Source organism: Bradyrhizobium sp. AUGA SZCCT0176 (assembly GCF_018130145.1).
GTDB lineage: Bacteria > Pseudomonadota > Alphaproteobacteria > Rhizobiales > Xanthobacteraceae > Bradyrhizobium.
The window spans coordinates 676,749-703,499 of sequence record NZ_JAFCMB010000002.1 but is presented as its reverse complement, the minus strand read 5'-3'; the positions used below and the strand labels follow the sequence as shown (position 1 = coordinate 703,499).

Sequence of the window (26,751 nt, the reverse complement as noted above, 5' to 3'; positions counted from 1 at the left end):
CGCACCGACAAATATTTCGGTTTCGCAGTCCCGACCGCGCTGCCCGATGTGCCCAGCGACATCCTCAATCCCGTCAACACCTGGAAGGACAAGGCCGAGTTCGACAAGACCGCGCGTGCGCTGGTCGGCATGTTCCAGAAGAACTTCGCCAAGTTCGAAGCCCAGGTCGACGCCGACGTCCGCGCCGCCGCGCCTGAGGTCAAGCTCGCGGCGGAGTGATCCGAAGGGTCATTTTGGGAAATGAAAAAGGGCGGCCGCAAGGTCGCCCTTCTTTTTCACTGAACGCCTGTGCTTTGGCTATCGTCCTTGCAGCATCGCGTTTGTCGGCGTCCGGCGGTCGGTGATCTGCAGGCCGAACAGGCTGCCGATCAGTTCGACCGCAACGCGCGCGGTGCGGCCGCGCTCGTCGAGAAACGGGTTGAGCTCGACGATGTCGACCGAGCGCACCAGTTCCGAATCATGCAGCAGCTCCATGATCAGATGCGCCTCGCGGTAGGTGGCGCCGCCGGGCACGGTGGTGCCGACACCCGGCGCGACCGCCGGATCGAGAAAATCGACGTCGAAGCTGAGATGCAGCACGCCGTTTTTCGCCTTCACGCGCTCGATGACGCGGCGGATCAGCACGCCGACGCCGAATTCGTCGAGCGCACGCATGTCGGCGATGGCGACGCGGCGGTCCTGGACCAGCTGCTTTTCCAAGGGATCGATCGACCTGATGCCGAACAAATCGAGCTGATCCGGCGTAATCGACGCGCGCGGTTGATCGCCGAGCAAATCGTCAAGCCCGCCTTCGCCGCACAGGAACGCCGAGGACATGCCGTGCATGTTGCCGGTGATGGTGGTGTCGGGCGTGTTGTAGTCGGCATGCGCATCGAGCCACAGCACGAACAGCGGCCGGCCCTGTTCTGTCCAATAGCGCGCGACGCCATTGACCGATCCCATCGAGAGCGAATGATCGCCGCCCATGAAGATCGGCACCGCGCCGGAACGCGCCAGCCCGTAAGCGCGCTCGCTGAGCAGCCGAATCCAGGTTTTCACCTCATCGTAGAATTTGGCGTTGGCTGGCGGCGGTCGGTCGGACGTGACCGTCGATATCGAAAGATTGCCGTGGTCCGCGACGGCAAATCCCAACTGGTCGAGCACACGCGCAATGCCCGCGGTCCGCAGTGCATCTGGTCCCATTAGCGTGCCGGCTTGCGAAGCGCCGATTTCGATGGGGATGCCGAGGAGGGCGATATCGGGCTTTTTGACGTCGGGTTCGGACATGAGCCGCCCTCATATTCAGAATGCGTAGGGTGGGCAAAGCGCAGCGTGCCCACCATTCAAGACGTCACTGTGGATGAATGGTGGGCACGGCGCAAACGGCCTTTGCCCACCCTACGCAGACTCGAACGGAATTGTTCCCTTACGCCTTGAAATACGCGATTTGCGTCGTCGTTGCGAGCAGCCGTCCGTTCGGCGACCACAATTCACCGTTCTGGTCGCCATAAGACTTGTGGAAAATCTTGGCGTCGGCCACCGCCAGCACGCGCGTGATGTCTTCCGCCGCGAGATCGGCGGCGTCGGCGTGGAAATAGGTCGTGATCGACACCGTGCCGAACGGCACCAGTTCGCGCCTGGCGTGGAAGATGCGGCCAAAAAACGCATCCGACATCGACATCAGCGACAGCGCGTCGATCTTCCGCGGCACCCGGTCGCCGATCCACAGTTTCGAGAACGAATTCGGCTCGGCCGAAGACGCCGATCCCCAACCCGGCTCGCCCTCGACGAAGCGGAAATCATACTGCTTGACCCAGGGGGCGGCGACCTTCCCGTAAGGCAGCGTCTGCTCGTAGGGTTTTGACGACGGGAACGGCGCCTGCGGGTGCGACCAGGACGGACGCCGCTCGGCGAACACGGCGGTGGCCAGCGTCGCGACCTCGCCGCCATCTTGCGTCATCTCCACGCACCAGTGCTGCGTCGAGCGGTTGGCCTTGACCAGGCGTACGTCGAGATCGAAGGCGCCTTGCGCGACCGGCGCGCAGAAATTGACGGTGAGCGACAACGGATCGCCCGACCGTTGCGGATGATCGATCAGCGCCCGCAGGATGGTGGCGGCGGTGGCGCCGCCGAACGGGCCGACAAAGGCCCAGTAATCCTCGCTGGTCTTGCCCTGCCAGCGGCTGTCGCCGGCGGTGACCTGCGTGGCGTCGTCGAAAAGATGTGGTGTCATGGTGAGCACGGATTCTCCTAAACCCAATCGTCCGTCATTGCGAGGAGCGTAAGTGAAGAAGCAATCCAATCTTGCTTTGCCACTATGGATTGCTTCGCTGCGCGCGCAATGACGGTGTCTCTCATGACGCGCAGTATCACGGCAATCTTGCCGGATTCAATGACGCCGGAGGTAATGGATTTTCGCCGGCCGGAATTCAGCCCGACGCGCCGCGCTGGGCTTCCAGTTCCTGCTCCGCCGTGCGCACCGGCACGTGCCAGATATCCTCGGCATATTCGCGGATGGTGCGGTCGGAGGAGAACCACGGCATCCGCGCCACGTTGAGGATCGAGGCCCGCGTCCACGCCGGCATCACCTGCCAGCGCGCATCGATGCCGCGCTGCGCCTCGTAATAGGAATCGAAATCGGCGGCGCACATATAGTGGTCGAACTGGCGCAGCGTGTGACCGATCGCCTCGAACCGCGCGGGGTCGCCGGGCGAGAAGTCGCCGCTCTCGATCGCGCTGATCGCCCGCGACAGCCGCGGCGAGCGGCGGATCACGTCAGAGGCATCCAGTCCCTGCCGGCGCCGGACCATGACGTCGCCGGCCTCCATGCCGAAGATCGCGATGTTTTCCGCGCCGACATGGTCGCGGATCTCGATGTTGGCGCCATCGAGCGTACCAATGGTCAAGGCGCCGTTGAGCGCGAGCTTCATGTTGCCGGTGCCGGAGGCCTCCATGCCGGCGGTGGAGATCTGTTCGGACAGGTCTGCCGCCGGGATGATCACTTCGGCCAGGCTGACATTGTAGTTGGCGAGGAACACGATCTTCAGCCGGCCCGCGACATCAGGATCGTTGTTGACGATTTCGGCGACGTCGTTGATCAGCTTGATGATCAGCTTGGCGGTGCGATAGCTCGCCGCCGCCTTGCCGGCGAAGATTTTCACCCGCGGCACCCAGTCGCGCTGGGGTTCATCCTTGATCGCCTGATACAGCGCAACCGCTTCGAGGATGTTGAGCAGCTGCCGCTTGTATTCGTGGATGCGCTTGATCTGGACGTCGAACAGCGCCGACGGATCGACCTTGATGCTGAGGCGCTCGCCGATCACCCGCGCCAGCGCCAGCTTGTTCTGGAGCTTGACGTCGCGGAACTGCTGCTGGAACGAATTGTCGCCGCAATGGTCTTCGAGGCGCTGCAGCTGCGAGAAATCGTCGAGCACGGCTTCGCCGCAGGTCTCGCGCAACAGGCTGGTCAGTTTCGGATTGGCCAGCATCAGCCAGCGCCGGAAGGTGATGCCGTTGGTCTTGTTGGTGATGCGCTGGGGATAGAGATGGTTGAGATCGTGGAACACGGTCTCCTTCATCAGGTCGGAGTGCATCGCCGAGACGCCGTTGATGCGGTGCGAGCCGACAAAGGCCAGTTGTCCCATCCGCACCCGGCGGCCGGAGCGCTCGTCGATCAGCGACACCGAGGCGCGGAAGTCGATATCGCCGGGAGCGCGTTGCTCGGCCAGCGCCAGATGGGCAGCATTGATGCGGTAGATGATTTCCAGATGCCGCGGCAGCAGCCGTTCGAACAGCTCGACCGGCCAGGTCTCGAGCGCCTCCGGCAGCAGCGTGTGGTTGGTGTAGGACAGCGTCGCGACCGTGATCTTCCAGGCCTCGTCCCAGCGGAAATTGTGCAGGTCGACCAGAAGCCGCATCAGCTCGGTGACGGCAAGGCTCGGATGGGTGTCGTTGAGCTGTACCGCGGCCTTTTGCGCCAGGCTGCGCAGCTGCCCGTCGGCGGCAAGGTGCCGCTTGACCAGATCCTGCAGCGAGGCCGAGACGAAGAAATATTCCTGGCGCAGCCGCAATTCGCGGCCCGCCGCGCTCTCGTCGTTCGGATAGAGGAATTTGCAGATCGATTCCGCACGCGCTTCCTCGGCCATTGCGCCAAGATAGTCGCCGGTGTTGAAGGCATCGAGCCGCAGCGGATCGGGTGAGCGCGCCGACCACAGCCGCAGCGCGTTTACATGCTGGCCGCGCCAGCCGACGATCGGGGTATCGTAGGCGACGGCCTGCACGGTTTCGCCGGGATGCCAGCTCGCGCGTTCGCGTCCCTTGTCTTCGATGTGGGTGACGTGGCCGCCGAAATGCACCTGATAGACCACCTCGGAGCGCTGGAATTCCCAGGGGTTGCCGAAGCCGAGCCACTCGTCGGGATATTCCTGCTGCCAGCCCTGCGCGATGATCTGCCGGAACAGGCCGAAATCGTAGCGGATGCCGTAGCCGATCGCGGGAATGGCGAGGGTGGCCATGCTTTCCATGAAGCAGGCCGCCAGTCGCCCGAGGCCGCCATTGCCGAGCGCCGCATCCGGCTCGCAATTGCGCAAATCCGACAAATCGACGCCGAGATCGCCCAGCGCCGCCTCGAACAGCGGCAGCAGGCCCATATTGTTCAGCGCGTCGGTAAACAGGCGCCCGATCAGGAACTCGAGTGAGAGGTAATAGACCCGCTTGCGGCCGGCGTCGTAATTATCCTTCTCGGCCGTCAGCCAGCGGTGCACGATGCGGTCGCGCAGTGCCAGCGCTGCCGCCTTGTACCAGTCGCGCTTGGTCGCCATGCCGGTGTCCTTGCCGATGGCAAGCCGCAGCTTGGCGAGAATCGCGCCCTTGATTTCGGAAAGCGCCAGTTCGTCGATCGGTTGGCCCGGCACCGGAAAACTCCCTGCGAATGCTTGTTCTTGCAACGCGTCAATCCCTGCAGTTCAGACTCACAAAACGATACGCGCCTTGCACCACAACCGAAACCATCCAGACGTTTGTTGTGCACCGCGCTGACATGTTTTTATGCAAGGACCGGGCCGATTTGGAGGCATCGGCGCGCCGATTTCGGTGCTAGAATGGCATTTGAAAGCGATGATATCACGTCAGTTGAGGGGAGAGCGCGCCATGAGATTGATCATCGAGATCGCCGCCGCGACGCTCCTGGTGTTCTGCATCAGCGCCACCAGTGCCGCGTTCGCGGCCGGCAAGGCAGGCAAAACCGCCGATGGATTGGGCTGTTCGTTCAGCGTCGCGAAGAATGCGTCGCCCGCCGCCCGGTGTGCGGCGATGAAGCGGCAATGCGGCGGAAAATTCTACGCCAATTATTGCGGCGGCAAGATGCTGTCGGCGATGTGAGCAGCAACGAAACCAACCCGTCCGAACCCGCCTCGCAAGAAGAAATGATCCCACCGATCGGTTCAGTCTCGCTGTGTCCAGCCGACCATTCTGACGCAGAAGCTTTCGCCGCGCTTCGGATTCTGGCGATGCGGGAGAGCCTCGAACGCATCGGGCGCTTTGATCCGCCGCGTGCCCGCGAGCGGTTTCTTTCGGGCTTCGTGCCTGAACTCACCCGGCTATTCTGGTCGATGGGGCGCGCGCGGGACTGGTGGTCGTGAAGCCGGATGATGCGGGATTGATGCTCGATCACCTCTATATCGATCCGCGCTATCAGGGCCGCGGCGTGGGTGCAGCGGTGCTTGCCGAGATTTTCGCCGAAGCGGACCGGCAAGGAAAGCCGTTGCGGGTCACCGCGCTGCGCGGCAGCGATTCAAACCGCTTTTATATCAGGCACGGTTTCACCCTCGTGCGGGAAGCCGAGTGGGACAATTACTATGTGCGTCCCGCCATCGGATAGTTCCCGAAGGCTCGCTAGTCCCGCCGCCACCGGATCGGCCCCAAACGCGAGTCGTCAAAACATCACATGCCTCTGCTAGCAGGCGGCATGACCTATCTCTATTTGGGCATCGCGATTCTCTCGGAAGTCGTGGCGACAACCTTCCTGAAACTGTCGGACGGTTTCAGCAAGCCGCTGCCATCGCTGGTGACGGTCGCGGGTTACGCGGTGGCGTTCTACTTTCTGTCGCTGACCCTGCGAAGCCTTCCGACGGGCGTGGTCTATGCCGTCTGGTCGGGCGTCGGCGTCGTGCTCATCGCCACGATCGCCTGGGTGTTCCAGAGCCAGAAGCTGGACATGGCGGCGCTCTGCGGCATGGGGCTGATCGTCTCCGGGGTCGTTGTGATCAATCTGTTTTCCAGCGCTTCTTCGCAGTGAGTGGATCTTGCCGGCCGGCGCTCGGGGTAATCAGCGGTTTGGAACAAATTAAGAACACTTTAGCAAGTCTTTGATATATCATTGTGATTCGGCGCAGTGCCGACACAATATCTATGGTCTATCGCCAGTACCGAGGACTACATGTCCATGTCCACCATCGCCTTCGATCAATTCGCGCTCACCCGTATCGCCGACTTCGCGCGCTCGCTGTCGCGGCTGCATCAGGCTTCGCGCCGCCAGCCGGTCGACGACGACGCGATCGACCGTGAGTTCAACGCCGTCTGCATGTCGGTGTGGGGTTACACGACCGACGATTTCAGCGACGATCTGTTCTCGATCGCCGATCACGCCTGGCTCGATTCGCTCGATGAGGCCCATGCGCGGATCTTTGCCGCCGAGCAGGGCTACGACCTCGTCGACGACCAGGGCATGCTGTCGGACTGGTGGGGCTATTGCTGGATGATCCTGGCCGAAAAGCGCGGCCTGCTGACGCCGGAAAACCGCGCCGCGGCGCGTGCGGCGATCGAGGAAAAATATCTGTCGGCGCCGAACGTGATCGGGGTGATCGTCGGGCGGTGAGGTCTTTGCTTCGTCATTGCGAGCGAAGCGAAGCAATCCATCAGTTCGTCATTCCGGGATGGTCCGAAGGACCAGACCTCAGATGCGCAATTGCGCATCGGGGAATCTCGAGATTCCGGGTTCGATGCTTCGCATCGCCACGGAATGACGGCCTTCGGCCGTCAGTTCACTTCAGCGCGCTTCGCCGCCTTGGGTGCTGTGCTCTTCGGCACCACCGTCGCCGGCATCGCGATCTCGTTTCGCGTCTCGGGCATCACGGTTTCACCGACCATTTCAGCGCTGACAGGTGCGACCTTCATTTCACCGAGCCGGGCGCGGACGCTGGCGGTGAGGCCGGGATAGGAGGCCACGGGCGTGAATTCGGCGGCCTGCTCGGCGCCGAGGCGGACGCCGGTATAGGCCACCAGGCCGTCGGTGGTGGCGACGACGTCACCCGAGCGCAGCGAGGTGTCGAGCGCGAGGTCGACCGGCGCGAGGCCCGACGGGCTTCTGCCGTTGCAGGTGCAATCGGCGCGCAGCGCCTTGCGATAGGCGAACGCGTTTTCACTGTCGGCGTAGCGCTCGCCATTGCTGGCCGACGCGCTGTCGATATTGCTGCCATAGAACACTTTGGTGGTGCTGGCGGGACAGAACGCCTGGCACATCTGAACCGGCGTGGCGTTGCCGCGCGTGGTCAGCGGAAAATACTTGCCGTCGCAGCTTCGCACACAAAAGGCGGGTCCGGAGCCGGCGACGCGCGGCGCCGGTGCGGGCTGTGCCGGAGGCTGATTGAGGCCGAACGGATCGGCAAAGAAATTCGCCTGTGGCGGGGCTTGCCGCGCCTGCTGTTTCTGGCCACCGCCAAAGAACATGTCGAACAGGCCTTCGGCCGATACGCTGCCGGGCACCAGCATGAAAGATGCTGCAAGCGTGGCGGCGGCAATAGAGGTCGCGCGGCGCCGCATGCGCGAAAAAGCCAACTCTGTACGCAACGCTAACTCCACCCAACGCAACACTTACGCACCGACGCGCGACAGGCGTCAGTGGATTCACCATAATCCGGGATGGTAAACGAGCTATGAGCAAGCGTTCGGTAGCGGGAAAGAATTGCAGGCTTGCTTACCTCGCCCCGCTTGCGGGGAGAGGTCGGATCGCATCGTAGATGCGATCCGGGTGAGGGGGTACAGGTCTATCAACTGACACTACTTTTGCGGAGAGAGCCCCTCACCCCAACCCTCTCCCCGCAAGAGCGGGGCGAGGGAGCAAAGAGCAATCACCCCTTCAAAAATTCACCGGCCTTGTAGAGCGAACGAAACTGTATGCCCGCTTCGGCAAAGGCTTCCGTCGCGCCCTCTTCGCGGTCGACCATGGTGAATACCAGCACGATCTCGCCGCCGGCTTCGCGCACGGCCTCGGCCGCCTTCAGTGCCGAGCCGCCGGTCGTGGTGACGTCCTCGACGATCACGATGCGTTTGCCTTGCAGGCTCTCGCCCCTGGCGAGGCCCTCGACCGCAAGGCGGGCGCCGTGCTCCTTCGGCTTCTTGCGCACGAAGAAGGCCGCGATCGGATGGCCCTTGAGCCAGGAGAGCTGCGCGATCGCGCCGGCCAGCGGCACCGCGCCCATTTCCAGCCCGCCCACGTAGTCGAGCTGATCGTCCTTCAGCGCCTCGTAGGTCAATTCCGCCAGCAGCGCCGCGCCCTCGGGGTCGAGCATGGTCGGCTTGAGGTTGAAGTAGAAGTCGCTCTTGCGGCCCGAGGCCAGCGTGATCTCGCCGCGGCCGAACGATCGCTTGCGGATGATCTCGGCGAGGCGGGCGCGGGAGGCTGACTTGGACAAGGCGTATTCCCAAAGGTTTGAGGCGGGCGGCAATCTATCGGTGCTTTCCCGTACATTCCAGAGCCGATCTGGCCTAATCAACAGGGCGCGGCAATGTGCCGGGCCCCCGCCGGGCGCAGGGACGCCCCCTCGGAAACGGCGGTTGTAAGGCCGCAAGCTTCCGCGCTACGGGAAGTCCAAGCTTTATTGGGGGAAACCGTATATGACCATCGAACTGCACACCTGGAACACGCCGAACGGCCGCAAGATCTCGGTCGCGCTGGAGGAAATGGGGCTGCCCTACAAGGTCATCCCGGTGAACATCAGCAAGGGCGAGCAGATGGCGCCCGCCTTCCTCAAGCTCAGCCCGAACAACAAGATTCCCGCGATCGTCGATCCCGATGGCCCGGAGGGCAAGCCGGTCAGCATTTTCGAGTCCGGCGCGATCCTGCTTTATCTCGGCGAGAAGACCGGCAAGTTCCTGCCCAAGCCGCTGGCCGAGCGTATCCCGGTCTATGAATGGACGATGTGGCAGATGGGCGGCTTTGGGCCGATGCCCGGCCAGGTGCACCATTTTATCGCGCTCGAGAACGAAACCGACCGCGCCTACGGCCTGAAGCGCTACATGGACGAGACCCGCCGGCTCTACGGCGTGCTGGACCGCAGGCTCGCGAACCGCGAGTTCGTCGCGGACGCGCTGTCGGTCGCCGATTTCGCCATCCTCGGCTGGGCCTGGCGCCACCCGCGCCACAAGGTGGAACTGAAGGATTTTCCGAATGTCGAGCGCTGGTACAACGCGCTGATGGCGCGCCCGGCGACGAAGCGTGGCATGGAAGCGAAGCTGGATTGAGACTATCGGTGTCATTGCCGGGCTTGACCCGGCAATCCATCTTTCTTCAAAATCATGTGCCTGCTTGCGCAGGCGATGGATGCGCGGGTCAAGCCTGCGCATGACAGCGCAGCGGCTACGCCTTCCGCGCCTCGAACGCCATTTTCACCGCCAGCCCCGCCAGCACGGTGCCCATCAGCCAGCGCTGCAGCAGCAGCCAGCTCGGCCGCGTGCCGAGAAACAGCGCGATCGATCCGGCCGCGAGCGCGATCATGGCGTTGACGCTGACGCTGATCGCGATCTGGATCGCGCCCAGCGCCAGCGACTGCGTCAGCACGCTGCCGACGGCAGGATCGATGAACTGCGGCAGCAGCGCCAGATAAAGCATCGCGATCTTCGGGTTGAGCAGATTGGTGACAAAGCCCATCGCGAACAGTTTGCGCGGGCCATCGACCTGCAGCTTCTTCACCTGGAACGGCGAGCGACCGCCCGGCTTCAACGCCTGCCACGCCAGCCACAGCAAATAGGCCGCGCCCGCAAAGCGCAGCGTGTCGTACGCATAAGGCACCGCGAACAACAGCGCCGTGATCCCGAACGCCGCGCAAAGCATGTAGAACACAAACCCGAGCGCGACGCCGCCAAGCGACACGATCCCCGCCGCCGCGCCTTGCGTGATGGAGCGCGAGATCAGGTAGATCATGTTCGGCCCCGGCGTCAGCACCATGCCGAGCGAGACGAGGGCGAAACCGAGCAGGGCTGATGTGTGGGGCATAGAAGGACTCGCGAGGGAATGCGCGCGCACTTCTAGCGCGCGTCACGCCGCGATGTCATTTCGGAAATTGTACGGAGAGCAATTCAGCCAAAAAAGCGGTGCGCTCCCTCTCCCGCGCTTGCGGGGGAGGGCTGGGGTGGGGGTGTCGCCACGAGTCGCACTCTTCGGGTGGAGAGAGCCCCCACCCGCCGCGCTTCGCGCGTCGACCTAAGAGCGAGCTTCGCTCGTCTCGACCCCCGCAAGTGCGGGAGGTAAGAATCAATGCGCCTCGTCCCAATTATTCGCAGCTCTCGCATCGACCTGCAGCGGCACCGAGAGCAGCACGGCCGGGAATGGCGCATCCTGCATCACGTGCTGCACGACAGGCAGCGTGGCCGCGACTTCGTTCTCGGGCACTTCGAAGATCAGTTCGTCGTGAACCTGCAGCAGCATCTGCGCCGAGAGCTTCTTCTCGGCCAGCGCGTCCTCCATCCGGATCATGGCGCGGCGGATGATGTCGGCGGCGGAGCCCTGCAGGCGCGCGTTGATCGCGGCGCGCTCGTTGAAGGAACGGACCGAGGCGTTGCTTGCCTTGATGTCGGGGTAGTGGCACTTGCGGCCGAACAGCGTCTCGACATAGCCGTTGGCGCGGCAGAAATCCCGCGTCGCATCCATGTAGGCGCGGATGCCCGGGAAACGCTCGAAGTATTTCTTGATGTAGGCGGAGGCTTCCTCGCGCGCGATGCCGAGCTGGTTGGCAAGGCCAAACGCCGAGATGCCGTAGATGATGCCGAAATTGATCGCCTTAGCGCGGCGGCGCACCTCGCTCGGCATGTCCTTGATCGGCACGCCGAACATTTCGGAGGCCGTCATGGCGTGAATGTCGAGCCCGTCGCGGAACGCCTGCTTCAGCACGGGGATGTCGGCGATCTCGGCCAGCAGTCGCAGCTCGATCTGCGAATAGTCAGCCGACACCAGCTTGTGGCCGGGCGTGGCAATGAAGGCGCGGCGGATCTTGCGGCCGTCCTCGGTTCGCACCGGGATGTTCTGCAGGTTCGGCTCGTTGGACGACAGCCGCCCGGTGGTGGTCGCGGCCAGCGCGTAGGTGGTGTGAACGCGATGGGTCTGCGGATGGACATATTCCGGCAGCGCGTCGGTATAGGTCGATTTCAGTTTCGAGACCTGCCGCCATTCCAGAATCTTCTTCGGGAATTCGTGGCCCTGTTCGGCGAGTTCATCGAGGACCTGCGCCGAGGTCGACCATGCGCCGGTCTTGGTCTTGCTGCCGCCGGTGATGCCCATCTTGCCGAAGATGATATCGCCGATCTGCTTGGGACTGCCGACATTGATCGGCTCGCCTGCGATCTCCTGAAGCTCGGCTTCGACCCGTGCGGCGGTCTGGGCGAATTCGCCTGATAACCGAGACAGCACCTGGCGGTCGATCGAAATGCCGCGCCGCTCCATGCGCGCCAGCACACTGACCAGCGGCCGCTCCAGCGTCTCATAGACCACGTTCATGCGCTCGGCGACGAGGCGCGGCTTCGTCACGCGCCACAGTCTTAAGATCACATCGGCATATTCGGCTGAATAGGCAGTCGCCTTGTCGATCTCGACCTGGTCGAAGGTGAGCTTGTTCTTGCCGCTGCCGACGAGATCGCCATGGCTGAGCACGGCATGACCGAGCCAGCGCTCCGCCAGCCCTTCGAGCCCATGCGCGTTGCGGCCGGCATCCAGCGCGTACGACATCAATTGCGCGTCTTCGACATTGCGCAGGGTGATGCCATGCTGCGCCAGCATCACGGCGTTGAACTTGATATTGAACCCGATCTTGAGAATGCCCGCTGATTCCAGCAGCGGCTTCAACGCGGCGAGCGCGTCGCCTGGCTTGATCTGGTCGGGCGCGAGGCCGGCGTCGAACAGCCCGGAGCCTCCGCCGGATTGCTTGTGGGCGAGCGGAATGTAGGCAGCGTCGTTTGGTCCCAGCGCCAGCGCAATGCCGCAGATATCAGCCTGCATCGGATCATCAATATTGGCCTGCGCATCGATCGCGAAGTGACCGACATCATGCGCACGCGCGATCCAGGCCTTGAGTTGATCGAGGCTTCGGATGGTCTGGTACTTGGTGCGATCGACCGGAATTTTTCGCGCGGCTTCCGCGCGCGCCGCGGCGAGCGAAATCGGCGTGCCCTTCGGGCTCGCGGCCTTGTCCTGCTTATCGGCGCCCGGCTTTGCCGTAGCGGGCGGGCTGGCAAAGAGGTCGCCGGTAGCGCCGCCGGCCGCTCTGGCCGTGGCGGGCGCGGCAGCACTCTTGTTGCCGGCCGCGGCTTCCACGTCGGACGGATCGATCTGCGAATAATCGGCAACGCGGCGGGTGAGGGTGGAGAACTCCATCGCCTTCAGGAATGCGACCAGTTTCCGCGCATCGGGTTCGTGCACCGCAAGGTCGTCGAGCGGCACGTCGAGTTCGACCTTGTCGTCGAGCAGCACCAGCTGGCGCGAAATCCGCGCCTTCTCGGCATTCTCGATCAGCGCCTCGCGCCGCTTCGGCTGCTTGATTTCGCCGGCGCGGAACAGCAATTGCTCGAGATCGCCATACTCGACGATCAATTGCGCCGCGGTCTTGATGCCGATGCCGGGCACACCCGGCACGTTGTCTGTCGAATCGCCTGCGAGCGCCTGTACCTCGACCACCTTCTCCGGCGGAACGCCGAACTTCTCGATCACCTCGGCAATGCCGATGCGACGGTCCTTCATGGTGTCGTACATCATGACCTTGTCGGTCACGAGCTGCATCAAATCCTTGTCGGACGAAACGATGGTCGTGGTCGCGCCGCGCTCACCCGCGATCCGGGCATAGGTCGCGATCAAATCGTCGGCCTCGAAGCCGCCCTGCTCGAGGCAGGGCAGGTCGAAGGCGCGCACGGCGTCGCGGATCAACGAGAATTGCGGGATCAGATCGTCCGGCGCCGGCGGCCGGTGCGCCTTGTAATCGGGGTAAAGCTTGTTGCGGAACGTGATCTCTGACTTGTCGAAGATAATCGCCAGATGGGTCGGCCGGTTGTCCTCGGGCATGTCGCGCAAAAGCTTCCACAGCATGTTGCAGAAACCGAGCACCGCATTGACCTGCAGCCCATCGGATTTGCGGTTCAGCGGCGGCAGCGCGTGATAGGCGCGGAAGATGTAGGAGGAACCGTCGACCAGAAAGACATGGTCGCCCTTGCCCGGAACTTTGGCAGGCGCCTTGGTTTCAGCCTTGGTTTCAGCCTCGGTCTGAGACTTGGTCTCGGACTTGGCTGCGGCTTTGGCGGGGGCGGGTTTGTCGGCTTTGGGGGCTGTTTTCGGCATGGCCGAAATTTAGGGATTTTTGCGAGGATTGACAGCCTCGGCGGGCGATTTTCCACGCTGTCATCAGCTGCCATTCAGGCGGGTGGCAGGGGGCGAAACCTACTCCGCCGCCTGCAACACTGGGGCGGCCTTTTTCGGCGCGATCCAGAACGCGCCGGGGCGATCGAACAGGAAGTTGGCATGCAGCGCCAGTGCCAGCCGCCAGATCCCCAGCGCGCCGACGACGCCTGCGACGGTGACGATCAGCGAGATCGTGCCGATGTCGATGGATAACCCGCTGCGCAGCAGCAGCGCCCTTGTCGCCGCCATCGGCAGGAAGAAGGCGAGATAGATCACGATCGAGTGCTCGCCGCAGAACCGCAGGAAATTGAGCCAGCGCATTCGCGCCAAAAGCGTGCCCATCACGATGATGGCGCCGGCGCCGGCAAATCCCAGCGCGAGCGAGATCAGCGGCCAGTCGCTGTAGCCCTTGATGACCAGGCCGCCATTGATCAAGGCCCACAGTGCCAGACCCGCGAGCGCGAGTGCGGGCTGCGCCCGCGCGCGATCCGACACGGCGAAGACGTAGGAAGCCAGCCAATAACCCGCATAGAAATAGACGAAGCGCGCGCAGAATTCGTCGATCACGGTCCAGCCGGTCGCGACATGCGCCATTTCCAGCAACGCGGCTGCGGCAAAGATCGCCGGCGGCGGGGCGCTGCGTGTCAGCTTTGTGACGACGAAGAAGATTGGCAGCAGATAGATGAACCACAGCGTGCCAAACGGCTCGATGAAGGATTCCAGATACAGATAGCCTACATGTGCCCAACCGGTCCCGGCGGCGAAAGACGGCGCCTTGAAACCGAACTGGATCGTCACCCACAGCACGTAGAAATAGGCGAAATGCACCACCTTGCGGTCGAGATACGTGCGCCAGTCGCGGTCGATCACGACCGCCAGGAACAGGCCTGAAATCAGGAAGAAATCCGGCATCCGGAACGGTTTGGCGAACATGACGAGCCAATGCATGAAGCCGGTCTGGCCCGCTGCGGCCTCGACCCCCAGCACCGAATGCATCATCACGACCATGACGATGCAGATGCCCTTGGCATAGTCGACCCAGTCCACGCGTCCGGCCACGAAAGACGTGGCGCGTTCGGCGACAGGCAATGTGCCGTTTGGTGTCATGGATGTCCTGTTTTGGCCCGTTGGCGCCGCATCATCGGCCCGATCCGTTGCTTTCTCCTTTATTCATACAAATGACATGCCGGTTTTCTTGCCGGTTTCTTGCCGATTTTCTTGCCGATTTTCTTGCCGTTCTCCGGCGCTTTTCCGGTTTCCTCTTTGCCGCCAAATGCTTTAAGAGGCGGGCAGAATCGGAAGCGAAATTAACCATCAAAAACAGGCTGTTTTCATGCGCATTGCCATGATTGGAACGGGCTATGTGGGGCTGGTATCCGGCGCCTGTTTTGCCGATTTCGGCCACCAGGTTACCTGCGTGGACAAGGACGGCGACAAGATCGCGGCCCTCCTGCGCGGCGAGATCCCGATTTTCGAGCCCGGGCTCGACGCGCTGGTGGCTTCCAATGTGAAGGCCAAGCGGCTGGATTTCACCACCGACCTCTCCGGGCCGGTCGCGGACGCCGACGCCGTGTTCATCGCGGTCGGCACGCCGTCGCGGCGCGGCGATGGTCACGCGGATTTGAGCTACGTGCACGCCGCCGCGCGCGAGATCGCCGCGGTGCTCAAGGGTTTTACGGTGGTCGTCACCAAATCGACGGTGCCGGTCGGCACCGGCGACGAGGTCGAGCGCCTGATCCGCGAGGTCAATCCGTCAGCCGATGTCGTGGTGGCCTCTAATCCGGAATTCCTGCGCGAGGGCGCCGCGATCCGCGATTTCAAATTCCCGGACCGTATCGTGGTCGGCACCTCGGACGAACGCGGGCGCAAGGTGCTTGGCGACATCTACCGGCCGCTGTCGCTCAACCAGGCGCCGCTGATGTTCACGGCGCGGCGCACCGCGGAGCTGATCAAATACGCCGCCAATGCTTTCCTCGCCACCAAGATCACCTTCATCAACGAGATCGCGGACCTTTCCGAAAAGGTCGGCGCCGACGTGCAGGAAGTCGCGCGCGGCATCGGGCTCGACAACCGCATCGGCGCGAAGTTCCTGCATGCCGGCCCCGGCTTCGGCGGCTCGTGCTTCCCGAAGGATACCCGCGCGCTGGTGAAGATCGCGCTCGATCACGACGTGCAGCTGCGCATCGTCGAAGCCGTGCTTGGCGTCAACGACAACCGCAAACGCGCGATGGCCCGCAAGGTGTCGAACGCGGCCGGTGGCAGCCTGCGCGGCAAGACGGTCGCGGTGCTCGGCCTCACCTTCAAGCCCGACACCGACGACATGCGCGAGGCGCCGTCGCTTCCGCTCATCACCGGGCTGCTCGACATGGGTGCCAAGGTACGCGCCCACGATCCGGTCGGCATCGAGCAGGCGCGCAAGGAATTGCCCGATATCGAATATTGCGACGACCCCTATGACTGCCTGCGCGGCGCTGACGCCATGGTTGTCGTGACCGAATGGGTGCAATACCGCACCCTCGATCTGGAGCGCGTGAAGCGCGAGATGGCCAAGCCGGTCGTGGTGGATCTGCGCAACATCTATCGCCCCGAGGACATGGCGGCCCACGGGTTCACGTATGACAGCGTGGGACGGGGATCCGAGACCATCGTTTGATGGCTTCTTGAACCATGCGCCACCGCTATTCCCGTCATGGCCGGGCTTGTCCCGGCCATCCACGTCTTGTTTTCTGACCGTTCGAGAAAGAAAGACGTGGATGCCCGGCACCCGTCTCCGCTAAAGCTTCGACGTGGCCACGAATGGTTGGCCCGCCGAAGCTTTAGCGAAGGCGGCAACGCCGGGCATGACGAATGAGTGAAAAACTTGCCCCTGACCTTCGACACGCCCCTTCCGATCGACGCGGCGCTCCCCGAGCTGACGCGCACGCTCGAAAGCCACAACGCCGCGGTGCTGGTGGCGCCTCCGGGCGCCGGCAAGACGACGCGGGTGCCGCTGGCGCTGCTGGACGCGCCCTGGCTCAGGGGCAAGAAGATCATCATGCTGGAGCCGCGGCGGATCGCGGCGCGCGCCAGTGCGGAGCGGATGGCGCGGACGCTCGGCGAGCGCGCTGGCGAGACCGTCGGCTATCGCGTCCGCTTCGGCTCCAAGATATCGCGCGCGACCCGGATCGAGGTCGTCACCGAGGGGATCTTTTCGCGCCAGATTCTCGATGATCCCGAATTGAACGGCGTTGCCGCCGTGCTGTTCGACGAATTCCACGAACGCTCGCTCGATGCAGATCTGGGGCTGGCGCTGGCGCGCGATGCGCAGACCGGTCTGCGCGAGGATCTGCGTATTCTCGTGATGTCGGCGACGCTCGACGGTGCCCGGGTCGGCAAACTCCTGGGCGACGCGCCTGTCGTCGCCAGCGAAGGCCGCGCCTTTCCGGTGGAGACGCGCTATCTCGGCCGCAAGGCCGACGCGCCGCTGGAGCGGCAGATGGCTGACGCGATCGCGACTGCACTGCGCGTCGATCCCGGCTCGGTGCTGGCGTTCCTGCCGGGCGCCGCCGAAATCCGCCGCACGCAGAATTTTCTCGGCGAGCGGGTCCATGACGCAAGCGTTGAGATCGTGCCGCTGTACGGCGCGCTCGATGCCGCGGTGCAGGACCGCGCCATTCAGCCGGCGCCCAAGGGGCAGCGCAAGGTGGTGCTGGCAACCTCGATTGCCGAGACCTCGCTGACCATTGAAGGCGTTCGGATTGTCGTCGATTCCGGCATGGCGCGGGTGCCGCGCTATGAGCCGGATATCGGCCTGACCCGGCTGGAAACCGTGCGTGCCTCGCGCGCCGCCGTCGATCAGCGCCGCGGCCGTGCCGGCCGCACCGAACCCGGCGTCTGTTACCGGCTGTGGGACGAGCCGCAGACGGCATCGCTCGCCGCCTACACGCAGCCCGAAATTCTCTCGGCCGATCTGTCCTCGCTGGTGCTCGACCTCGCGCAATGGGGCGTGCGCGATCCCGCGACATTGGCATTCCTCGATCCACCGCCGGCGCCTGCGTTGAAGGAGGCCAACAGTCTGCTTGCCGAACTCGGCGCGCTCGATGGCGACGGCCGGATCACCGCGGAGGGCAAGAGCCTCCGTGCGCTGGCGTTGCCGCCGCGGCTGGCGCGCATGATCGTGGACTCGCATCGCGCCGGCGCGGGCAAGGAGGCCGCCGAGATCGCCGCTGTTCTGACCGAGCGCGGCCTCGGCGGCGACAGCGTCGATCTCGATCACAGGCTGGATCAATTCCGCCGCGACCGCTCACAGCGTGCGTCGAGCGCGCGCAGCCTGGCGCAGCGCTGGGCCTCACAAGTGGCGGCCGAAGCGCCGCCTTCTTCGCCGCAAGCGGATGGCGGTCTGAGCACCGGCGTCATGCTGGCCTTTGCCTTCCCCGATCGGGTCGCGCGCAACCGGGGAAACGGCAGTTTTGTGCTCGCCAACGGCCGAGGCGCCGCCGTCGAGCAGACCTCGTCGCTGGCGCGCGCGCCCTATATCGCGGTTGCCGAACTGACCGGCACCGCCGCGCAGGGCCGCATTCTGCTGGCGGCGCCGATCGCGCAGGAAGAGATCGAGCTGCGCTTTGCCGATCAGATCGAAAATACCGAAGAGGTTTCGTTCGATCGCGGCGCAATGGCGCTGCGGGCGCGGCGCAGGCGCAGTCTCCATGCGATTACGCTGTCGGAAGCGCCGATGGCGCTGCAGCCGTCAGGGGAGACGGCAAAAATCTTTGCCGCCGGATTGGTCGCGGCCGGGCTCGACAAATTGCCGTGGTCAAAGGCGTTAAAGCAGTGGCGCGACCGCGTCATGTTCCTTCGCAAGGCGGAAGGCGAAAGCTGGCCAGATCTGTCGGACGACGCGCTCGCTGTCACAAGCGAGGCGTGGCTGGAGCCCGTTCTCTACGACAAGACTTCGCTGAAGGACCTGGCGCCCGGCGATCTCTCGGACGCGCTGATGTCGCTATTGCCATGGGATTTGCGCGCGCGGCTGGAGCGCGAGGCGCCGACCCATTTCGAGGCGCCGACCGGCACCATGCTGGCGATCGATTATGAAGCCGAGCAGGGGCCGACGATTGCCGTGCGGCTGCAGGAATTGTTCGGGCTCAACAGCCATCCCTCGATCGCCAAGGGCGCGGTGCCGCTGGTGCTGGAACTGCTGTCGCCGGCGCAGCGGCCGGTGCAGGTGACGCGCGATTTGCCGGGGTTCTGGCGTGGCAGTTACGCAGCCGTGCGCTCCGACCTGCGCGGCCGCTATCCCCGCCATCCCTGGCCGGAAGACCCGGCCAATGCGTTGCCGACGCGGCGGGTCAAGCCGCGCGGCACCTGAGCGGCGCGATTATGCGCCCGCCGTTAACACTTCACTCATCCTTTTCGCCAAAATGGCAGCCTCGGCCGGCGTTGTTAGTCGCGGCTTGGCCGGCGCCGTGGTGTTATCGGCGGTCTGGCCCAAATGTAGCGTATCGAGTGTGCGTCATGCGTAACCTGATGATCTTTGCCGCCATTCTGGTCGGCCTCGGCGGCTTCATGGGACAGATCGCGGACAAGATCGCGCCGACGCTGGCATCCGCCAATGCCAAGCCACAGAAGGTAGAAACGGCGACGGTCGCGCAAGCCAGCGGCCGCAGCCTCAGCATTCCCAGAGACGCGCGCGGCCATTTCCAGACCGATGGCCGGATCGACGGCCAGCGCGTCGACTTCATGGTCGACACCGGCGCTTCGCTGGTGGCGCTGAACGAGAAGTCCGCGGCGCGGTTCGGCCTTCGTCCCTCGCGAGGTGACTACAACGCGACCGTCACCACCGCCAACGGCACCATCAAGGCCGCGCGCTCGCGGATTGCCATGATTGACCTCGGCGGAATCGTGGTGCGCGACGTCGACGCCATGGTGCTGCCCGACGAAGCCCTTTCGGAAAATCTGCTTGGTCTGTCGTTCCTGTCGAAGCTGAAGCGCTTCGAGTACGCCAATGGCCGACTGGTGTTGGAGCAATAAAGCGTTTCGAGCGAAGTGGATGCCGGTTCGCGTGAAGAAAACGCGTCAAAACAGGAATTTAGAGCTTCAGTTCTGATGCAATCAGAGCTGAAGCTCTAGGCAGTTCTGCCTTCAAATCCGCCGCAATTAATCGCCAAAAGCCGCTAATCCCGCCTTCCGCTGCAGCTAGGCTTTCGCTAAGCCTGCGGCGCTGCCCTTCTATGTCTCAAGAGGCTATCCCCCATGTTTCCGAAGCCGAAATCCATGCTGGTTCCGAATACCTATGCCTATGAATCCGAGCCGATGGTGAAGGCGACGGGTTTCCGCGAATATGACGCGCGCTGGCTGTTCGGGAAGGAAATCAACCTGATGGGCATTCAGGCGCTGGGCATGGGGCTCGGCGCGCTGATCGCGGAACGCGGCGTTAAACAGGAAATCGTCACCGGGCACGACTTTCGCGGCTATTCGGCCTCGATCAAATACGCGCTGATCTCGGGCCTGATGGCGGCGGGCTGCAAGGTGCACGATATCGGGCTCGCGGTGACGCCGATGGCCTATTTCGCGCAGTTCGACCTCGACGTGCCCTGCGTCGCCATGGTCACCGCGTCGCATAACGACAATGGCTGGACCGGCGTCAAGATGGGCGCCAACCGGCCGCTGACCTTCGGCCCCGAAGAGATGACGCGGCTGAAGGAAATCGTGCTCAACGCTGATTTCAAGAACAAGGCCGGGGGCTCCTATCAATTCCACGAGAATTTTCCGGCGCGCTATATCGCCGATCTCACGGGGCGCCCGAAGCTGAAGCGCAAGCTGAAGGTCGTGGTCGCCTGCGGCAACGGCACCGCGGGCGCGTTCGCGCCGCAGGTGATGGAAGCGATCGGCTGCGAGGTGATCCCGCTCGATACCGAGCTTGATCACACCTTTCCGAAATACAATCCGAACCCTGAAGACATGGAGATGCTGCACGCGATCCGCGACGAAGTGCTGAAGCACAAGGCCGATGTCGGCCTCGGCTTCGACGGCGACGGCGACCGTTGCGGCGTGGTCGACAACACGGGTGAAGAGATCTTTGCCGACAAGGTCGGCGTGATGCTGGCGCGCGACATGTCGGCGATCCACAAGGATGCGTTGTTCGTGGTCGACGTGAAGTCGACCGGACTTTTCGTCACCGATCCCGTGCTGCAGAAGCAGGGCGCCAAAACCGAGTATTGGAAGACCGGCCATTCCTACATGAAGCGCCGCACCAACGAGCTTGGCGCGCTGGCAGGCTTCGAAAAGTCCGGGCATTTCTTCTTCAACAAGCCGTTTGGCCGCGGCTATGACGACGGCCTGGTTTCGGCGATCGCGATCTGCGAGATGCTCGACCGCGCCACCGGCAAGTCGATGGCGGATTTGAAGGACGCGCTGCCGAAAACCTGGTCGTCGCCGACGATGTCGCCGCATTGCGCCGACGAGACCAAATACGGCGTCGTCGACGCCGTGGTGAAGCATTTCGAGGCGCTGCAGAACAAGGGCGAGAAGGTCGCGGGCCAAAAGATCCGCGATCTCGTCACCGTCAACGGCGTGCGTGTCACCTCGGAGGACGGCAGCTGGGGCCTGGTGCGGGCGTCCTCCAACAAGCCGGAACTGGTCGTGGTGGTCGAAAGCCCGGTCAGCGAGGCGCGGATGCACGAGATGTTCGAAGCGATGGATTCGGTGCTGCGCACCCATCCCGAAGTCGGCGAATATAATCAGAAGATTTGAGGGACACTCGAACGCGCCGCGCCCTCCGCCGTCATACCCCGCGAAAGCGGGGTATCCAGTACGCTGCGGCTTCTCTAATGAATCTCGACGTCGGTGGAATACTAGGTTACCCGGTCAAGCCGGGTAACGACAGCTGCTACGCGACGTGAAGCGAGCCGAGGAAGCTGTCGACCTCGGATTTCAGCCGGCCCGATTGCGACGACAGGCCATTCGCGGCGTCGAGCAACCGTGCCGTCCCGCGTCCGGCGTCATCGGAAGCCCGGCTGACGCTGAGGATGCTGTCGTTGACATCCCTTGTGCTATTTGCGGCCTGCTGCACGTTGCCGGCGATTTCGCGCGTCGCGGCGCCCTGCTGATCGACGGCGGCGGCGATTCCGCTTGAGATCTCGTCGATCTCGGCGATGGTGCCGCTGATCACCTGGATGGCGTTGACGGCCTCGCCGGTGGCGGCCTGGATGGCTTGAATCTGCGCGGAAATTTCCTCCGTCGCGTTCGCGGTCTGATTAGCCAGCGCCTTGACTTCGCTCGCCACCACCGCAAATCCCCTGCCATGTTCGCCGGCGCGCGCGGCTTCGATGGTGGCGTTCAGCGCCAGCAAATTGGTCTGGCTGGCGATGCTCTGGATCAGCGTCACCACTTCGCCGATCTTCTGGGTGCCGGCGGCAAGTCCCTCGACCACGGCGTTGGTGCGACGCGCCTCTTCGGCGGCCTTGTTGGCGATCTCGGCGGAGCGCGTCACCTGCTGGGCAATGCTGTTGATCGAAGCCGCGAGCTCTTCGGTTGCCGATGCCACCGTTTCCACGTTCGCCGAGGCCTGCGTCGATGCGGCAGCGACCGTTGCGGTCTGCCGCGAAGTTTCAGCGTTGCTTTCGCTCATCGAAGCCGACAGTCCCTGCATCTCGCTGGCTGCCACGGCGACGGCCTCGACGACGCCACTGATCCTGCGCTCGAAGCCGGCGGACAGTTCGCGCCTTGCCGCATCACGGTCGCGCTTGGCTTGTTCGGCCATGTTGCTGTCGGCAGTGGCGCGCGCTTCGGCAGCGCTCGCCGTATCGGCCTCCGCGGTCTTCCGTGCCGCCATTTCGAACAAATGGGTGACCGTGGTCGTGAGCCAGATCAACACGCCTGCCTCGATAAGGAGGATGACGGCGTGGAGAACGACGCGGCCAAAGTCGGAGCCGCCGGGATAGACCGCGGCCGGCAGCAGGAAATTCAGCGTCAGGTGGTGCAGCGCGACGGCCACCGTACCGAGGACGATCGGCCGGTAGTCGCAATAGGCGACCAGACAGGCCAGCGCGGCGAAGAAGTACATGTGCATGTCGACCTGCCAGCGATGTCCCGCGAGCTGGAAGACAAACATGGCGACATCGGCCATCAACGCGACCGCAACGATTAGGCGGGTGGAAAGTCCGTTCCCCGACATGCGCCACGACAAGGTCGCGGCCAGCGCCATTGCGGCCATGAATGCGGCCGGTACCAGCCAGTCGGCGTCGCGCGCCATACCGATGACGAGAGCGATCGGGACATGCAGCCAGAGCACCGCGAGCAATATCTTGCTGGCTGTTTCGCGCAGGATTACCAGGTCTTCGCTTTCGAAGGTCATTCCCAGCTCCCAAAATGTAGGTCGTGAAGTACGCGTCTATTTCGTGAAGCAGGCCGCGATCGCCTGCGGGTCCATGGTCAGCCAGGCGCCGGCTTTGCGCAGTTGTGTCAGCCCGTCATTGTCGTCCGGACGCACGATCAGAAGGGCCGGAACGGCGGTCGTCCTGACGATGGCGGCGTTGGCGGACGCGGTAGCAAGGAACGCTTGCTGGTCGCTCCACCATGGCGGGAAGGCCACCGCCACGACCTCGGCGCCGGTCCTGACCTGCAACGACAGTGCTGCTACTCCGATCCAGCTCGCGATCAGGAGCGCGGCAGCGTTCAGCCAGACAGGCCGTCGGGTCGTTGGAATGATTTCCCCCCGCTCCATCACAAAACAATATCGTGACGAAGCTAACGGCGCGTAAACCTTCAGCCTAAGGTAGCGATAGGGGATGTCCGGCGGTTACGCCGCCGGCACCGGCAGGGCGGTGACCGACTTGATCTTCTCCATCGCAAAGCGCGAGGTCACGTTCTTCAGCGGCACGGCGCTGATCAGCTTTTTGTAGAACACGTCATAGCTTGCCATGTCGGCGACCACCACGCGCAGCATGTAATCGACGTCGCCCGCCATCCGGTAGAATTCCATCACCTCGGGCATGGCGCTGACGGCGCTGGCGAAGGTCTTCAGCCAGGCCTCGGAATGGTCGGAACTCTCGACCGAGACGAACACGGAAATGCCGAGCCCGATCTTGTTCTGATCGACCAGGGCAACCCGCCGCAGGATCACCCCGTCGGCTTCGAGCCGCTGGATGCGCTTCCAGCATGGCGTCGAGGACAGCCCGACCCGGTCACCGATCTCGGCTACCGACAGCGAGGCGTCCTCCTGCAGCACCGTCAGGATTTTGCGGTCAATGGCGTCAAGACGGCGATTGGCTTCGTGAAGCTGGACTGCAATGTCGGTCATGAGAAGAATGTTCCATGAATAAGGCTTTCATTCCTCATATATAGAAAATTCTTCTATAGCAAGCCCATCTTATTGGCCGGTCGAGGCCGGGCTGGTACTCTGGCCTTGGCTCAAAAGCTTTTCAACTTCAATACGTTGGGGAGCGGCGAAGGCACCGCCAAAGCGGGTGCATTTCAGGGCCGCGGCAGCCGAGGCGAACCGAAGCGCCTGCCGCAATTCCTGCCCCTCGGTGATCGCGAGCGCGAAGGCGCCGTGGAACACGTCGCCGGCGCCCAGGGTGTCCACCGTGTGGACCGGGAAGGCCGGGGTTTCCTGGATGGCCTGATTCTCGTCGAGCCAGATGGTGCCGCGCGCACCGCGGGTTCCCGCCAGGAACGACTTGGTCAGTTTGGCGATCTTCTTCAGCGCCTGGGCGTCGTCGGCGACATCGGCGGTCTCCTGCAGCGGCTCGCTCGAGAACACCAGATGCGAAGACGCATTGAGCAACCCCTCCCGCAGCGACATCGCGCGGTCGACGTCGACGATCACAGGGATGCCGCGTCTTTGCGCCTCGGCGCACAGATCCGTACAGAATTCAGCGCAACGGCTCTCGGTGAGAATGGCGGCACAATCGTCCAGCAGCGTGTCGAAGTCGGGCAATTTCACATGCCACAGCTCTGGATCGCGGAAGGTCACGATCGTGCGCTCGCCGGAAGGATCGATCATGACAGCCGAGATCGGCGTCACCAGGCCGGGCATATGGATGAGATGTTTCGTCTCGATGCCCTCATGCGCCATCTGATCGAAGATGAAGCGACTCGATGTTTCCTTGGCATCGCCCATCGGCCCGCAGATCGAGGCGCGGCCACCGAGCCGAACGATGCCGATCGCGCCATTGAGCGCGTTGCCGCCGCAGATTTCGTCGAATGCGGTGGCGTTCTCCTTGGAGCCGCGCCCGGGAACACTTGGCGTGTGAAAGGTCAGGTCGCGCACCGGCATACCGATGCACAGGATGCGCGGCGGGGTTTTCGGCGCTTTATCGTGAAAGTTCATACCGGAATCCGTCATGCCGGTTCCGCCATGTGCCGGAACCCGGAAGAGAGTCCGGGGATAATGATTTGGTCCATGGGAGAGTTCCCGCTATGCGCTCGAATCGGTTCCCCCATGCACCCAGCGGCCGATCAAATGGTGAGCAATCGCGAACGGATGCGCGGCAAACATGCCGTCGGGGTGTGTGCGGCTGTGCATCAGGGCCACCTCGTCGCGAGTGAACCAGCGTGCATCCTCCAGTTCGGCCTTGTCGACCACGATTTCGTCCGAGGTTGCGCGCGCGGCGCATCCGATCATCAGCGACGACGGGTAGGGCCACGGCTGCGTCATGTAATAGGTCACGTCGGTGCAGTGAATCCCGGATTCCTCGAAAATCTCCCGCCGGACCGCGTCCTCGATGGTTTCGGCGGCCTCGACGAAGCCCGCCAGGCACGACCACATCCCCGGCAAAAACTGTTTCTGCCGTCCCAGCAGACATCTGTCGCCATGAGTGACCAGCATGATCACGACCGGATCGGTGCGCGGAAAATGCTCGACCTTGCAGTTCGGGCAGTCGCGCTTCCAGCCGCCCTCCTTCATCGCGGTGCGGGTGCCGCAATTGGCGCAATAGCCATGGCGCTGGTGCCAGGTCACCATCGATTTGGCCATCGCGATCGCCGAGAGCTGTTCGGTCGGCACCGCGCCCTGCATCACCATGCCGCGCAGTTCGGTGACCGCGACGTCGTCGCGCGTCAGCAGCTTTTCCACCGCCGCGGCCGCGATGCCCATTCCGAAAACAGGCGCACCGTCGCGCAGGCCCAGAAAGATCGTGCCGGGATTGGCGCCCAGTTTTACGGCCTCGTCGACACTGAGCAGGACGCGAGAGCCGCCGGCCTCCTGCCGCACCACCAGCGAGTCGCGGTAGATCACATAGGCGCCGGCGTCGCGGTGACTTTCCAGCGCGAACAATTTCTCGTCATTGCTGCGCAGATGCGCGGCGCGGTCGAGAATGTCGGTGACGAAAGCCGGCTTGCCGAGCGGAAACGAATCGAAAATTGACATGAATTCAACCTAGCCAAATCTTGCGGCGGAGCGCGCTGATGAAATTCTGGACTTCCTCGGCGTCATGCGCCAGTGGCGGCATCACGCCCCAGACCGGCCGCGGCCAGGCGGCGTCGCTGGTGCGGCGCGCGACGACGTGAACGTGGAGCTGCGGCACCAGATTGCCCAGTGCCGCGATATTGAGCTTGTCGCATTTGGTGATCTCTTTGAGGGCACGGGCGACGCGGGAAACTTCCGTCATCAACTGCGCCTGGGCTACCTCGTCGAGATCGATGATTTCCACCGCTCCCTCGCGGCGCGGCACCAACAGCAGCCACGGGTAATGCGCGTCCTTGATCACCAGCACCCGGCACAGCGGCAGGTCGCCGATGTCGATGGTGTCTTTCTTGAGCTGGGAGTGCAGCGACCAGGCGGCGTCGGACATACGTATTTCCCCGTCATGGCCGGGCTTGTCCCGGCCATCCACGTCTTTCTGGTTGGGAACCGAGGAAGGCATGGATACCCGGCACAGGGCCGAGCATGACGGCAAGTAAAGCCTTTCCGCGTTTCTGCACAAGTCCCGCAAACCCTGCTGACCCCGCTTGCTTTCCGGCCCTTTTGGCCCCAAATAAGGGCCGGGAGATTGGCGGTGGACGAGCCACTCGCCAACCGGGTCAGGTCCGGAAGGAAGCAGCCCTAACGAGGTCCGGATCGGGTCGCTCGTCAGTCTCCTACCTGTTTTTCGAGCGAATCGCGCTGAAAGCGGCGAGGCCGCCTTTGCCGCTTGATTCCT

24 protein-coding genes, 1 other RNA gene and 1 pseudogene are annotated in these 26,751 nt (G+C 63.5%); 12 read left to right on the top strand and 14 right to left on the bottom strand.

Annotated elements, in window-relative coordinates:
• Nucleotides 1–219: pseudogene (locus tag JQ600_RS08285) on the top strand (phosphoenolpyruvate carboxykinase (ATP)); the annotation flags it as partial.
• Between the two features lie 78 nt (nt 220–297).
• On the opposite strand, the gene rocF reads toward JQ600_RS08285, so the two are convergent.
• The 3 genes from rocF to JQ600_RS08270 form a co-directional block, all read right to left on the bottom strand.
• A complete protein-coding gene (gene rocF / locus JQ600_RS08280; protein WP_212390314.1) occupies nt 298–1,266 on the bottom strand; it encodes an arginase in 969 nt (322 codons plus the stop codon).
• A gap of 139 nt (nt 1,267–1,405) precedes the next feature.
• Nucleotides 1,406–2,212, bottom strand: a complete 807-nt coding sequence (locus JQ600_RS08275; RefSeq protein WP_212390313.1) for an acyl-CoA thioesterase II — start codon at nt 2,210–2,212, stop codon at nt 1,406–1,408.
• Nucleotides 2,213–2,408: 196 nt separating this feature from the next.
• Nucleotides 2,409–4,925, bottom strand: coding sequence for a glycogen/starch/alpha-glucan phosphorylase (locus tag JQ600_RS08270; RefSeq protein ID WP_212390312.1), 2,517 nt, complete (start codon nt 4,923–4,925; stop codon nt 2,409–2,411).
• A gap of 202 nt (nt 4,926–5,127) precedes the next feature.
• Here JQ600_RS08270 and JQ600_RS08265 point away from each other — a divergent pair, with 202 nt between their 5' ends.
• The 5 genes from JQ600_RS08265 (at nt 5,128) to JQ600_RS08245 (ending at nt 6,853) form a co-directional block, all read left to right on the top strand.
• On the top strand, nt 5,128–5,358 hold the full coding sequence (locus JQ600_RS08265) for a hypothetical protein (protein ID WP_212270035.1): 231 nt from the start codon (nt 5,128–5,130) through the stop codon (nt 5,356–5,358).
• A complete protein-coding gene (locus tag JQ600_RS08260) occupies nt 5,355–5,618 on the top strand; it encodes a hypothetical protein (protein WP_212390311.1) in 264 nt (87 codons plus the stop codon). The genes JQ600_RS08265 and JQ600_RS08260 overlap by 4 nt, the downstream gene beginning before the upstream one ends.
• Nucleotides 5,615–5,857, top strand: coding sequence for a GNAT family N-acetyltransferase (locus JQ600_RS08255; protein ID WP_212390310.1), 243 nt, complete (start codon nt 5,615–5,617; stop codon nt 5,855–5,857). Before JQ600_RS08260 ends, JQ600_RS08255 begins: the two co-directional genes overlap by 4 nt.
• An 87-nt stretch (nt 5,858–5,944) precedes the next feature.
• On the top strand, nt 5,945–6,274 hold the full coding sequence (locus tag JQ600_RS08250) for a multidrug efflux SMR transporter (protein WP_212270059.1): 330 nt from the start codon (nt 5,945–5,947) through the stop codon (nt 6,272–6,274).
• Between the two features lie 147 nt (nt 6,275–6,421).
• Nucleotides 6,422–6,853: a hypothetical protein gene (locus JQ600_RS08245; RefSeq protein WP_212036496.1), complete on the top strand. Its 432-nt coding sequence runs from the start codon at nt 6,422–6,424 to the stop codon at nt 6,851–6,853.
• A gap of 161 nt (nt 6,854–7,014) precedes the next feature.
• Here the strand turns inward: JQ600_RS08245 and JQ600_RS08240 are convergent, their stop codons facing one another.
• Together JQ600_RS08240 and pyrE are read right to left on the bottom strand one after the other, a co-directional pair.
• Nucleotides 7,015–7,797, bottom strand: a complete 783-nt coding sequence (locus JQ600_RS08240) for a DUF2865 domain-containing protein (RefSeq protein ID WP_212467734.1) — start codon at nt 7,795–7,797, stop codon at nt 7,015–7,017.
• Nucleotides 7,798–8,105: 308 nt separating this feature from the next.
• Nucleotides 8,106–8,669, bottom strand: coding sequence for an orotate phosphoribosyltransferase (gene pyrE / locus JQ600_RS08235; protein WP_212390309.1), 564 nt, complete (start codon nt 8,667–8,669; stop codon nt 8,106–8,108).
• A 202-nt stretch (nt 8,670–8,871) separates the two neighbouring features.
• Here pyrE and JQ600_RS08230 point away from each other — a divergent pair, with 202 nt between their 5' ends.
• Complete coding sequence (locus JQ600_RS08230) at nt 8,872–9,498, top strand: glutathione S-transferase family protein (protein WP_212390308.1); 627 nt, start codon at nt 8,872–8,874, stop codon at nt 9,496–9,498.
• Between the two features lie 115 nt (nt 9,499–9,613).
• Here the strand turns inward: JQ600_RS08230 and JQ600_RS08225 are convergent, their stop codons facing one another.
• The 3 genes from JQ600_RS08225 to JQ600_RS08215 form a co-directional block, all read right to left on the bottom strand.
• A complete protein-coding gene (locus JQ600_RS08225) occupies nt 9,614–10,249 on the bottom strand; it encodes a LysE family translocator (RefSeq protein WP_212390307.1) in 636 nt (211 codons plus the stop codon).
• A 258-nt stretch (nt 10,250–10,507) separates the two neighbouring features.
• The gene (polA, locus tag JQ600_RS08220; protein ID WP_212390306.1) at nt 10,508–13,573 is read right to left on the bottom strand and encodes a DNA polymerase I; all 3,066 of its coding nucleotides are present in this window, start codon (nt 13,571–13,573) and stop codon (nt 10,508–10,510) included.
• Nucleotides 13,574–13,672: 99 nt separating this feature from the next.
• On the bottom strand, nt 13,673–14,740 hold the full coding sequence (locus JQ600_RS08215; protein WP_212270040.1) for an acyltransferase family protein: 1,068 nt from the start codon (nt 14,738–14,740) through the stop codon (nt 13,673–13,675).
• A gap of 226 nt (nt 14,741–14,966) precedes the next feature.
• Here JQ600_RS08215 and JQ600_RS08210 point away from each other — a divergent pair, with 226 nt between their 5' ends.
• The 4 genes from JQ600_RS08210 to JQ600_RS08195 all read left to right on the top strand — a co-directional run bounded on the left by JQ600_RS08210 (nt 14,967) and on the right by JQ600_RS08195 (nt 21,361).
• Nucleotides 14,967–16,286, top strand: coding sequence for a UDP-glucose/GDP-mannose dehydrogenase family protein (locus JQ600_RS08210; protein ID WP_212270041.1), 1,320 nt, complete (start codon nt 14,967–14,969; stop codon nt 16,284–16,286).
• A 207-nt stretch (nt 16,287–16,493) separates the two neighbouring features.
• Complete coding sequence (gene hrpB, locus JQ600_RS08205; RefSeq protein ID WP_212390328.1) at nt 16,494–18,977, top strand: ATP-dependent helicase HrpB; 2,484 nt, start codon at nt 16,494–16,496, stop codon at nt 18,975–18,977.
• A gap of 146 nt (nt 18,978–19,123) precedes the next feature.
• On the top strand, nt 19,124–19,639 hold the full coding sequence (locus tag JQ600_RS08200) for a TIGR02281 family clan AA aspartic protease (protein WP_212390305.1): 516 nt from the start codon (nt 19,124–19,126) through the stop codon (nt 19,637–19,639).
• 222 nt (nt 19,640–19,861) lie between these two features.
• Nucleotides 19,862–21,361 (top strand): phosphomannomutase/phosphoglucomutase, encoded by a 1,500-nt coding sequence (locus JQ600_RS08195; protein ID WP_212390304.1) that lies wholly within the window; start codon nt 19,862–19,864, stop codon nt 21,359–21,361.
• Between the two features lie 136 nt (nt 21,362–21,497).
• Here the strand turns inward: JQ600_RS08195 and JQ600_RS08190 are convergent, their stop codons facing one another.
• The 6 genes from JQ600_RS08190 to JQ600_RS08165 all read right to left on the bottom strand — a co-directional run bounded on the left by JQ600_RS08190 (nt 21,498) and on the right by JQ600_RS08165 (nt 26,403).
• Nucleotides 21,498–22,964, bottom strand: coding sequence for a methyl-accepting chemotaxis protein (locus JQ600_RS08190; protein WP_212390303.1), 1,467 nt, complete (start codon nt 22,962–22,964; stop codon nt 21,498–21,500).
• 36 nt (nt 22,965–23,000) lie between these two features.
• Nucleotides 23,001–23,333: a hypothetical protein gene (locus JQ600_RS08185; protein ID WP_212270045.1), complete on the bottom strand. Its 333-nt coding sequence runs from the start codon at nt 23,331–23,333 to the stop codon at nt 23,001–23,003.
• Between the two features lie 75 nt (nt 23,334–23,408).
• Nucleotides 23,409–23,909 carry an Lrp/AsnC family transcriptional regulator gene (locus JQ600_RS08180; protein ID WP_192739183.1) on the bottom strand — a complete coding sequence of 167 codons (501 nt, stop codon included), beginning with the start codon at nt 23,907–23,909 and terminating at the stop codon, nt 23,409–23,411.
• Nucleotides 23,910–23,978: 69 nt separating this feature from the next.
• The gene (locus tag JQ600_RS08175) at nt 23,979–24,941 is read right to left on the bottom strand and encodes a sugar kinase (protein WP_212390302.1); all 963 of its coding nucleotides are present in this window, start codon (nt 24,939–24,941) and stop codon (nt 23,979–23,981) included.
• Nucleotides 24,942–25,028: 87 nt separating this feature from the next.
• A complete protein-coding gene (nudC, locus tag JQ600_RS08170) occupies nt 25,029–25,979 on the bottom strand; it encodes an NAD(+) diphosphatase (protein ID WP_212270047.1) in 951 nt (316 codons plus the stop codon).
• A gap of 4 nt (nt 25,980–25,983) precedes the next feature.
• Entirely contained in the window at nt 25,984–26,403 is a 420-nt protein-coding gene (locus tag JQ600_RS08165) for an HIT domain-containing protein (RefSeq protein ID WP_212036469.1), read from the bottom strand.
• 193 nt (nt 26,404–26,596) lie between these two features.
• Here JQ600_RS08165 and ffs point away from each other — a divergent pair.
• Nucleotides 26,597–26,693, top strand: an RNA gene (gene ffs / locus JQ600_RS08160) — signal recognition particle sRNA small type.
• The last annotated feature ends 58 nt before the right edge of the window (nt 26,694–26,751 follow it).